At 58.5% G+C, this 11548-nt stretch carries 7 protein-coding genes; 3 read left to right on the plus strand and 4 right to left on the minus strand.

The annotated features are described in order from the left end of the window. The 3 genes from ACODRZ_RS25765 to ACODRZ_RS25775 all read left to right on the plus strand — a co-directional run. A partial coding sequence (locus ACODRZ_RS25765; protein ID WP_488986288.1) for a hypothetical protein occupies positions 1 to 2440 on the plus strand: 2440 nt, incomplete at its 5' end. Continuing rightward, the gene (locus ACODRZ_RS25770; protein ID WP_488973066.1) at positions 2409 to 3011 is read left to right on the plus strand and encodes a hypothetical protein; all 603 of its coding nucleotides are present in this window, start codon (positions 2409 to 2411) and stop codon (positions 3009 to 3011) included. The genes ACODRZ_RS25765 and ACODRZ_RS25770, both read left to right, overlap by 32 nt. A 320-nt stretch (positions 3012 to 3331) precedes the next feature. Next, entirely contained in the window at positions 3332 to 3991 is a 660-nt protein-coding gene (locus ACODRZ_RS25775) for a hypothetical protein (RefSeq protein ID WP_488986289.1), read from the plus strand. Positions 3992 to 4044: 53 nt separating this feature from the next. Here ACODRZ_RS25775 and ACODRZ_RS25780 read toward each other — a convergent pair whose 3' ends face one another. From ACODRZ_RS25780 to ACODRZ_RS25795, 4 genes are all read right to left on the minus strand, one after another. Next, the gene (locus ACODRZ_RS25780) at positions 4045 to 5121 is read right to left on the minus strand and encodes an ImmA/IrrE family metallo-endopeptidase (RefSeq protein WP_488986290.1); all 1077 of its coding nucleotides are present in this window, start codon (positions 5119 to 5121) and stop codon (positions 4045 to 4047) included. 5 nt (positions 5122 to 5126) lie between these two features. Then, entirely contained in the window at positions 5127 to 5747 is a 621-nt protein-coding gene (locus ACODRZ_RS25785) for a hypothetical protein (protein WP_488986291.1), read from the minus strand. A 76-nt stretch (positions 5748 to 5823) separates the two neighbouring features. Beyond that, a complete protein-coding gene (locus tag ACODRZ_RS25790) occupies positions 5824 to 10770 on the minus strand; it encodes a DEAD/DEAH box helicase (RefSeq protein WP_488986292.1) in 4947 nt (1648 codons plus the stop codon). Positions 10771 to 11034: 264 nt separating this feature from the next. Beyond that, on the minus strand, positions 11035 to 11548 hold a 514-nt coding region (locus ACODRZ_RS25795), incomplete at its 5' end, for a hypothetical protein (RefSeq protein ID WP_488986293.1).

The following is an 11548-nucleotide window of genomic DNA, read 5'->3' on the forward strand; positions in this document are numbered from 1 at the left end:
ACATTGGACCCGGCCATCATCACGGGCAGCGCTCGGTGACCATCTCATCTACACCTTCGAGTTCGACTGTGAGGACGCGAGGTTTCTCCCGGAGCAGTTTTCGTGGACACTGCCGCTTAAGGAATGGCGGAACTCTCAGTTCGGCAAGCTCTTTGGTGAATTGAAGGGGTTCGCCGATTTCAAGCTCCTCAACGTGACCTACTCGGGCAACAAGTCGCTGCACATCAATATCGTCCTCGACACCGTGCTCATGCATGACCGGTCGGACGCGCGTCCGTCAGCAGACGCCGTGCGCGTCGGTTTTCGAGCCCATTGGATGATGCTGAAGGAACTCGTGATGAAGCACCTTCAGCCGTCTGGCGGGCTGCAACCCGACCATTCACTGGCAACCTCAACCGCGCTTCGTCGTATGCCCAACGGAATCCGCCGCGTCGGCCACAAGCATCCTCTGGGCTTGCAACATGGCCAGAAGGTTCGTCAGGTCGTGCTGTGGGAGCAGAGCGTTCAGCGTAACTCGGCCACCGAGCTTTTTCACCAGCCTAACCTTTTCGTGGCGAAGTCCAGAGAGGCAGGAAAGCGAAAGGCGGCCGCTGCGCCGATCAGCCGGGCACCGCTGACGCCGTCGCAAGTCATGTTCTGTGAGGAATGGCTTCGAGACTTTTACGAGGATTCCGGGGTGATCTTCGCCAGCCTCGATGCGACGGCGAACGGTTACGTGGCGCGTTTCCGCAATTCGGAAGCCGACCGCACTGCGGGGTCATTCATGTCCGAAGAGGGAATTGTGCCCCGCCTACAAGGCCGTGGGGCAGAGGATGTCGGTCACGTCACGCCACTGCCTCTTCCGCTTGGCTCGCTTCTCGACCATCTGGCCGCCGACGCTGATCGCGCAAAATCGTTCGATCTAGCCGACCTCCAACTGTCCCGCTCCCGTCTTGATGCCTTCATGCCATTTTGGCTGACCGGCCATTCCATGATGCTGATTCACGCCGGAGAAGGAGTCGGAAAATCGACGTCGATCATGCGGCACATCGGCCTGACGCGGATGACCGGTCGGGCGGAGCAGCCGTCCATGTTCACCTTCTCGACCTACGATGATGCAGCCCTCAAGGCTCGGGAATTCAATTCCTCTGACTCTCGCCATCGAGGAGATTTCGTCGGCGTCCTGTGGCGCTCCTTCTCCCGGCGATATCAGGATGCCGTTCTGAAGAGCGAGCACCCGGCACTTACAGTTGAAGATGCCGATGAGGCTGACACCAGCTTGTGGGCGCTGATCCAAGAAATTCAGCCGAGCGTCGCGGCTGCGATGCGACAGGGACTGGAAGAAGATTGGACGCGCATGGCAGGCGGAAACGTGGTGTTGTTTTCCGTCCACGATGTAGCCCATCAATGGGCGGCAAACACCTTTACGCGGCAGATGCTTTCGGCGGATTTCTTCACCGATGAGTTCGATGCGGCATCGGCGCGCGCTGCCAGTGAGTTGAACTGGCTCATCCATGATGAGGTTTCCACCTCGACTTTCGTGGATCGCTTCTCTCAGGGCGAAATGGGATGGTTGCGGCGGCTCAGGGTGGCCTCGGGAAAAATCTGGTCTTCCGGCAACAGCAAACTCCAACGTCAGGCCTATTCACGACACTGCAATAGCGGCGGAGCCGTCAACGCTGTGGAGCGCGCAGCGGCCCAGCGCGCTTTACGCATGGGTCTCGACACGTTCGAGCCGATCACGATCCGCGATGCAGAGGAGTATGGGTTCGACACCCATGACCTCACGTTCTTCGCCTGCGACGGTCAGCCGTTCTTTGTTCGAGCGCGAGACTGGTGGCTCGAAGGCGGAAAACCGGTTGCGAACAGGATCGTGTTCCTGACCACCGAAACCGTTCCGGCGCTCGTAGCAAAGAAGGCCGTCGGTGATCTTGCCTACCTGCGCCCCCGTGCGAACCTTGGCAACGACGCGATAGCTGTCCATGCCGGGCGTTCCGTCAATGCCGACAATGCCTCCGCCATCGCCCAGACTTATGCAGGCAGTTCAACATGGGTCATCGCGAATAAGCTCGGTGGCGCGGTCGGCACGGTAAGTCCGTTTGCTGTGCGGGGCCGCAACGATCTGGCCGACAACGACATCGTGCAGATTGTATCGATGTTTCACCCTGACCAATACCGCGAGCTTCAGGCGCTTGGGACGTGGCTGGGGCGCGATGACCTCGCTCTTCTCGCTCATGTTGACCAAATCAACCAGAGTGCAGGCCGCAATCGCGGCCCTCGCAACCGAGGTGCTGAACATACCCTCTACATCAACCTCACGCTGTTTCGCGCGATTATGAGTTGTCCGACGGCCCGTGATCAACTGCGCTATGCGCTTCGGCTTCAGATGGACGAGGTGCAGCGCAAGAACGCGCGACAGAAGCACAGAGATGCCGGTTGCAAACTCGCCAAAGCTGCCTGATCAGGGGCGGTCGAGGGGGCGCGACGTAGACTTCGCGCCCTCACATTTTATTGCGCTCAAGCTTGGCGAAATCCGCCCGCATAAATATCCGATGCAGGAAGAAATCACCTATTTCCCACGGGCGTCCGGATACTGCCACGTCGGCACCGCAGAAGTGCTTGTCACCGTCGAATTTGATTTCGGTCTCGTCGAGTTAGACCGCGATGTGTTCGGGATCGAGCGCCCGCGCCTCGCGGGCTATTATTTTCGGATCAAACGACCGGATGGCACAGTCTGGATAGGTCGTTCTGCGACCTCCGTGGTGGCCGCGATGAGGGAGATCGACGGCCAACTGTCGCAGGGCGGCGTCCGCCTGCTATGTGCCGGGTTGCACGAGGATTTCTTCGAGACCGCGCTGAGTGAAGGCACGGGGTTCGGGTATATTGGCGGGCAAGATGCCCCCGTCCACATCACCGACTGGGCTCTTCCCTGTGAACGGCAGGAACAAATCCCAGCACCTTGCGAGAAGGAAGGTGAGGAGGAACCGAAGCTGACGGCTGAGATGTTCATTCAGAAAATACGGGGGCAATAGGCGCGGAGCACATGCGACGGCGGTGGACGCCTTAGCCCCAGCTAACTTAACCGTATTGCCCCATAAGCTCTGGTTCGTTTAGTCGCTCGGGCATGGATAATTCGTTTAGTTCCAAGCGCGCTTATAGGCCCGGCATTCTTGCCAGCCGGGCGAAGAGGTCCGCAGATGCATATGAGCGCTCGCTTCCCATCCAGCAGGTGATCGTATCAATGCCGGGCGCGAGCATTCCGGATATAATTCGGCGCTTGCAGGAACAGGGATATCGAGCAGCGAGAGGCGGTCCAGTCAATTACCATACCGTCGCACGGGCGTTGGCTCGAATGGGAAGCGAACCGCCTCCACCCATCCGCGCACGCAAGCCGTCAACGGTCTCGAAAGACATTCGTGGCCGGGTCGAACGCTTCGAAGCATTCCGGACACCTTCGTATGCCTTCACGCCATTGCTCGACTACAAACCGGAATGGTTCGTAGGCACAGGCTTCGACCCATCCGCTGGCGATGGCCGAATGATCAGGGAAATCATCAGGCGCGGAAATCCCGGCCCTCATTACGTCAACGACATCCGGCGCGAGGAGCTACCCAGTCTCCTTGATCTCGGGCACGCATCGGCGAGGGACTACCTCGATATGGTCGATCCCCCAGAATGTGATTTCATGATCACTAACCCGCCATTCAAACTCGCGGTCGAGTTCGTAGAAAAAGCTCGACAGCACACTCGCGGACCAATCTGCATTCTTCAATCGATTGCATGGCAGTCAACGAGGAAGCGAAGCGAATGGCTGCGCACGGCTGGACTCGGGTTCGTGCTTAACCTTCCCCGTCGCCCTCGGTGGGAGGTCGATACCGGCGACAAAATCGGGAAAAACATCTGGGATTTCGCGTGGTTCGTCTTCTTGCCCAGACATGCCGGGGGAACGACGATGGACTGGCTCGTGGAAACAGAAGCAGTCGCAACGGCAAAGGACTTAATTTTAGCATAGCTTTGCCACCGGCGAATGCCGGACACCAAGCCACCGGAGCCGCTATGCAACCGTCAAACGACTAACCGCAGCCGGGGTTTGGTCGGGCTATCTTCGGTGAGATCATACATACGGACGAACTCAGCTTCGTGCAGCGGAACGAGGTGGCTCAATTCGGGCAGGGTGAATCCCAAGTCGGTGAGGTGCGCCTTGATGATCGTGTTCAAAACAGTCGGGTGCTCGTGCGGGAAATCCAATTCGGAAGGTTCACGAGTCCGCCACCCACGAGCGCTGATCTGCTGCCAGAGATACCGGTTCTGATTGTCTGTGAGATAGCCCAGTGCCTTGGCGCGCATCAGAAGAGCCTGCATTGCGACACGCCATTCAGGCTTGAGGGCAGCGAGCAATTCCAGCGTAATGCGGCGACCGGCGAACGCCTCCCGCATCTCTCGCTCCGGCATGAGGAGAGCCGAGGCGAATGCATTGGCTTCGTCTTCCATATCCTTCGTCGGGAAGCGGTGCATTACGAGGTGCCCAAGCTCATGGGCGAGCGTGAACCTCATACGGTCAGCGGGGTGATTGCGATTCAACAGAACGAGCGGCGGCTGTCCCGGCACGCGAAAGGTCATGCCGCTGATAGAAGCGCCACTAAAGTCTGAAGTCCCAACGATCACCCCTGATCGCTCCACCATGGCGGTCAGATTCTTGACCGGTCCAGATGGGAGGCCCCAATGCGCCCGGACGATCCCGGCGATCTTTGCAGGCGAACCGTAATCCTCGACATCGAGCGACGGAAGGTCGCTGGTCGGGGAATATTCAACGGCATCCAAAAACCGGCGCACATGCATGACGCGCAGGTTCATCTCGGACACCACCATGTCGAGGTCGCGGGCGGAAATGTCCGCCTTTGCGCGCAGCATGGGATGAACGCTGACCGGGGGGCCATATACGGGGTCACGAAGATCGAAAAATTCGCGGGGCAGATCGTAGACGGATGCCGCCTTGTTGAGGAACGACTCGTCTGGCTCCGCTGGTCCGTTTTCGAAGCGCGAAAGCACGGGTTGGGCGACACCGATCTTGGTCGCCGCCGCCTTCTGCGTGAATCCCAATCGTTGCCGCGCCAACCGCAGCATGTCGCCGACCGTAGTCATAAATCTTACTTTTCTTCGGGCTTCGCCTGCGGTTTGATCTTGGGCTTGATCAGATCGCTGGCGTCCAGTTCGTCGCCACCCGGATCATGCGGGATGATCGGGATCGGCGGCGTAATAGCTCCACCGGCAGCATCCGCAACGATTTCGTATTCCCAAAGCAACCGGTCGCCGTCGCGCGCCACAACGAGCACGCGCTCGACTTTCGTCCAGATCGCATTCGGCTCCCAGATGAGTTCAATTTTTGCGGTTTCAGGAGGCAGGCCGGGGAACACCTTGTCGGCATCCATAAAGTCCATTGCCGCCTGCGTGCGAATGTTGGAGCCGAGTCCGTCCTCACCGGCCTTCTTGAAGCGTGCCACGACCCCACGGAATATGAACTTCGCGGTCTGGGCCTCGACCTTCACCGAGACCTTGGCCTCTGCACCAAACATCGGAATGGCCCGTCGAATGATCGCGTCGAAAATTTCATTCGAGTTCGTGCGCGAATAAAGGTTTGGGGCAAGTCCGCTGGAGGCACGATAGGCCTGCAAGTCTCGCCATTCGCCGAAGCCACCCGTTATGCACGCCAGAATCTTGCCGTGATACGGCGTCAGCGAATTCCGAACGGCATCGATATCAGCGGGCACGAAGAGACCTCCCCATTGCAGTCATGGAGAGGTCTAACGGATCAAATCTGCAAATTCAAGTGAGAATATACAAATCCTATGCAAGCTCGCTGACACCAGTAGCTTGTCCGACAAGGATGTCGAGCGCAGGGAGGCCATTCACGATCTTCATCGTCTGCAAGCTCACCGTGATCATGCGCTGGAACAGCAGCAGCGGGTAGGCCGGGTCGCCGACTGTTTCGATGGCGTAGCGGTTTGAATCGTTGACGATGCCGCTGGCCTTGTCGGTCTTCACGCATTGGCGCTCCATCACCCATTCGAGCGCAGGCTTGCCGTTCACGACATACTCGTATGCCTCCACGGGAATGCCGGTCATGGTGATATTGGCGTTGTAGATCACCGTGGTCTTGTCGAGCTTGGGGCGTTTGCCTGCGAACTTCATCTGCTCGACGCGGTAGAAGGCTTCGGGGTTATCGATGTTAGCGAGGCGCAGGTCGCCCTGCGCGATCCCCACGGGGAAAGGCTCAACGCTTTCGAAGCCGACATGAAGGTCGCCAAGCTTGCGGCCTGCCTCAACGAACGCGCGGAAGTTCTCGATCCCTCTCACCGGAGGAATTCGGGGCAATTCCTTCGACAGATTGTCGGCGTAACGCTCCCGGTATTCCGGCGAGTGAAGGATGCCGTAGGTATAGTAGAACAGGTCGTCCTTGGTGATCGCCGCGCCGGGATACGCAGCTTCAAAATGGGCAAGGCCTTCATCGGTGATCGCGTCGCGGCTTACGAGGCCGGGGGCGTCTTGTGACTTCGCTGCGAATAGCGACCCTTGATCGGTTCCCGTTTTTTCTTCTTCAACCGCAAACACATAACGCGGGAAGCACTGCGAACCGCCAACATCGACCATGTGAAGGCTTGGCACCGCACCGGCCATCAAGGTGCTGAATGGCACTTTCTCGCCAACGCCAGACACGCAGATCACCAAATTGCTAACCGCTGGATCAGGGAAGAAGCGCGGCATTTGGTAAACCATTTCGTTGACGGCGCGATTAAAATACAGCCACTGCGCAGTGAATGGTCGATAGATTGTAGGGCACAGGTATTCTTCGCTGAACAGAATGCTCTTTGCCTTTACAAGGTCCTGCTTCAGTGCTCGCGTCCAACTGATTTTTGATGGCGTAGCGTCGATGAAGCCATCGACTGCCGCGTCGCGGGCCTTCCGATTTGCAACCGGATAGCTTTCCCCGAAGCGATCCACCTCCTCGTTGTAGAAATCGATCATGCGTTCGATATTCGTAGCAAGACCTTCGCGGCTGCTGTTGAAGCACCAAGCGTCGCGCTGTGTCTTCACACCACCGGAGTAATTTTCAAAGAGCTTGAGCGCTGTTGGATCGTCTTTGTCCCCCATGGGCACGAGTTCGGAAAAGCTCGTGTCACGCTGCCCCAGCCAATCGCCATGCTCATCGGGGGTGATAGCCTGCCAGCCATCGGCTGCTTCAATACCCGCGACGCTACCGAAGCGGGCGACGATGGACAGCTTCTCTTCGCGCGTCAGGTAATCGCCGATGTCATGGTAATGGATTTGACCGTGCGACAGCGCAGCGGGGTTCTTCACAAGCAGCGTGATCGCGACCGGGGTGCGTGAGCCCAGTCCGAACACATTGTCCTTCTCCTTCCGACGACGCTCGCCGGAAGTCCGTGCGTTGCCGCGAAGGTGGAAGACATAAATGTTGGCGAACTCATCGACCAAGCAGCGGCGAAGCCCCTCCGTGGCGTTTCCGTCGATCCAACCCGCATTGCTCACATAGGCAACGACGCCGCTATCGCCGATGCGGTCACTCGCCCAGCGGATGGCGCGGATGTAGCTGTCATACAGAGCGTTCTTGTTGGTGGTGTCGGTGCGCGCTGCGTAGGTTTCGCGGATACGGCCATCGAGCTTGGGGTAGGCCACATTCGCGGCGTTGTCGTTGGCGCTCCCTTGCCCCACCGAATAGGGCGGGTTGCCGACGATCACCCGGATATCGAGTTCCTTCTGGCGCGTGCGGCGATTGCTGTTGTCGGCCATCAGGTCGCTGATGAGATCGCGGTCCTGCTCGTATAGCTGGAAGGTGTCGGTAAGGCAGATGCCCTCAAACGGACGGTAATCGCCGCCAGACATCGTGTGGTAGACGGCCTCAATGTTGATCGCCGCGATGTAGTAGGCGAGCAGCACAATCTCGTTGGCGTGTATTTCGTGCGTGAATTTGTGCGCCAGTTCCTCGGGCTTGATCAGCCCGGACTGGAGCAGCCGCGTGATGAAGGTGCCGGTGCCGGTGAACGGGTCAAGGATGTGAACGCCCTTGCTGCCAAGGGTTTGCCCGAACTCCACCTTGAGCACTTCGTTTACCGAATGGATGATGAAGTCCACCACCTCGACCGGGGTATAAACGATCCCAAGCCTGTCTGTCGTCCTCTTGAACGCTTTGAGAAAAAACTTCTCATATAGCTCGACAACGATCTTTTGCTTGCCTTTGGCGTTATCGATACCGGAAGCCCGGACTCGCACGCTGGCGTAGAAGCGCTCCAGCGATTCCGTTTCCTTCCCGAGATTCTGCTCTTCGAGCACCCCGAGCACCTCTTCCATGGCGAGGGAGACGGGGTTGTTCTTGGTGAAGCTGTAGCCCTCGAAAAGGGCCTCGAACACCGGGCGGGTAATCAGGTGCTGGGCCAGCATTTCGATAGCATCAGATTCGCTGATGCTTTCATTGAGATCGTCCCGTATTTCCGCAAGGAAACGCTCGAACGCATCCCGCTCCTTGGAGCCGGGTTGCTGCACCACGGCGGTGATTCGCGTGATATGGGTTTGAGCGATTTCGGCAATGTTGACTGCCCAATCCTCCCAGTAATCGCGCCGCCCGCACTTCTTAACGATCTTGGCGCGGATCGCAGCGGTGAACTCGTCGAGTGTGAGAGAAAGCTGCTCTTCCTCCCCTGAGGACTTGCTATCGCCGTCCCACTCGTCCTGCTCTCCGCCCGCGCCGCCGCCTTCCCCGAGGCCGATCTTCTTGCCGCCCTTCTTGGCTTTGGTGGGCAGCTTGTCGGAAACGGCGATTACCTCGATCCGGTCACTGACATCGACGCCAAGGTCCATCTTGTTGATGGTGGCGTCGAAGCGCTCATCGTGCGCACGAAGCGCGTTCAGAATCTGCCAGACGACCTTGTATTTCTCGTTGTTGTTAAGGGCCTCCTCGGGGGCAACTCCCGCCGGGATGCCGACCGGGAGGATCACATAACCCATCTTCTTCCCGGCAGCGCGCCGCATGACACGGCCCACTGACTGGACCACGTCGATTTGCGATTTGCGAGGGTGGAGGAACATGATCGCGTCAAGCGCGGGAACATCGACGCCTTCCGAAAGGCAGCGCGCGTTCGATAGGATGCGACAGCTATGGTCTTCGTGATCGGCCTTAAGCCATTCCAACTCGCGCGTGCGGGTTTTGGCGTTAAAAGTGCCATCGACATGGCGGATTTCGCACCCGAGGGTCGGTTCGTCCTCGGATTGCGGCGCGGCGGCAAGATACTCCTCCACCACGGCGGCAAACTCGTCTCGGACGAGCTTCGAGGATTTGATATCTCGGCAGAAAGCCAGCGCACGCCGCATGTGTCCGGTATCGGTGGCGACATCGGCGGAGAGATCGGCCTTGGTCAGAGCCTTGTAGCAGCCGATGATCTTGGTTGCGTCATCGAGCTTGAGTTCGTTGTCCGCGTCCTTGAGGCGGTTCTGGATGCTGGCGCTGATCTCACCCTCATCAACGGCGAGCACTATGACCTTGTAGTCGGTCAGAAGGCCGTTCTGGACGGCCCACCCAAAGCTGCGCTGGAAGAGGGTCTCACCATACTGATCGACGCGATCCATCGAGCAAAGCTCGGCATCGATTTCCTTGGCCTTGGACTTGACCGCATCGCCGAAAATGCGCGGCGTCGCGGTCATGTAGATGCGCTTGCGGCCCGCGATGAAATCCTGATTGTGGACTCGAACGAAGTTGCTTTCATCTTCGCCTTCCAGCGTCGCCCCGGTCGTCCGGTGGGCTTCATCGCAGATGATGAGGTCGAACTCGGGGAAACCGTGCTTCTTCTGCGCGTTTGAGATGACCTGTATCGACTGATAGGTGGAGAACACCACGGTCATTTCGTCGAGCGCTGACGACTTGGCCTTCGCAGCCAGCTTGGCCGGATCGGTGGTTGCCGGGTGCGCAAGGTCATGGACATCGATGTCGCCGATATCGTCATTGCCCTTGTTGCGCTTGCCGACTTGCGTGTCGGAACAGACGGCGAAGGCCCGCAGCGGCGTGGTGGTGTCGAGCGACCACTCGCGCACGGTCTGACTCATCAGAGCCAGTGAGGGCACCAGAAACAGGACATATTTGCCGGGACCGGCGAGGTCTTCTGCGATCTTGAGGCCGGTAAAGGTTTTACCGGTGCCGCAGGCCATGATGAGTTTTCCGCGATCCGCCGATGCAAGCCCGCTGCGCACCGCGTCTAGCGCTTCCTGCTGATCCGGGCGAAGCTGCTTCTTGGCTGCAAGGACGATCTGGTCGTCGGCGAGGTAGGTCCGCCAATCGATGGGGCTCTGTTCAAGCCGCTCCATACCTATCCGGGTGGTGGCGATGTTCTGGCCGTCGAGCGCGTCTTCGGCGTGCTTGCTCCATGCCACCTCGGTGGTGTCGATTATCAGGCGGCGGGTGAATGGGGCTTTGCCGCTGGCAGTGAAGAACGAGTCAATCTCACCCTTCTGGATGTGATGGTCGGCTGCGTAAAACTTGCACTGGACGGCGCAGAAGCCCTCTTCGTCCCGCAACTTGGCTACCAGATCAATGCCAGTGTCGCTCTGCTTCCATCCAGTGGCGGCGGCCCACTCTCCGAAGGTCCAAGCGTCCTCGAACTGCTGCGCCATCTCAGGGTCGTGCTTGAGGAACTCGACACAGAGGCGTTCGAAATATGTGCCCTTCTCCCGCTGGCTCTTTGCACCTTCACGGTAGCGTGAAAGCAGGTCACGAATCGAACTGGACACAGGCAAATCCCCCGGAACTCAATGGGATCGATATAGGGTGAAGATCGCCACATGTCAGGAATAGCGCGCATTTTGGGCCGAGTAACCTGTGAACGAACTCACCCAGCGCTGCGCGAGTTGTCATCCAGCACGTCCAGCTTGCCCCGGCAGTCGTCGAGGCACGGGGGTTCAACACGTTCGGATGTTCGGCACGCTAGAGTAGAACGCACGAGCAGACCGACTGTGAAGGCTGCTATTATGAACCCCGCCGTTTTCCATTAACCGTTAACGGGCCTTCAAATCGTCGATGCCCTGAATTTTAGGCCACCAAGCGATGACCTCTGCCTCATCCCTACCATTTTTCAAGGCGAGAATCTGCTCGCGAGAGATGGTGGCCGTGATCAGGAGCGGCCGCCCCTTCGAGCGATAACGATTGAGGAAAGGAAAGCCTGCCGCAACGTTCCGGTCGAGCGACCAAGACAAGCCCTGCTTGTTGTGCTCGAAGCACCCTCGATAGATCGTCACGCATGAAGGCAACTTTTCCAAGGCTATGCGGTCATCGGCAATCATCATGCAATCTCGCCACCCCGCAGGGTCTTTTACCAGTTGGGTGAATGGCGTGCGGTCGAGCAGGTCGTCAGCGCATTCGGTGACATTGTCGCAGACTTCCCAAATCTCGCCGAGAAGCGTTAACCAGTCTGCGCAATCCATTTGCGGTGCGATTTCGATCAGCGTCGGCAGGCGGTCATATGAATTGCAGCCACGATACATCATCGACCTTGCTTCATTGAGGCTCAGA

The sequence above is a fragment of the Novosphingobium sp. FG90 genome (genome assembly GCF_057808725.1).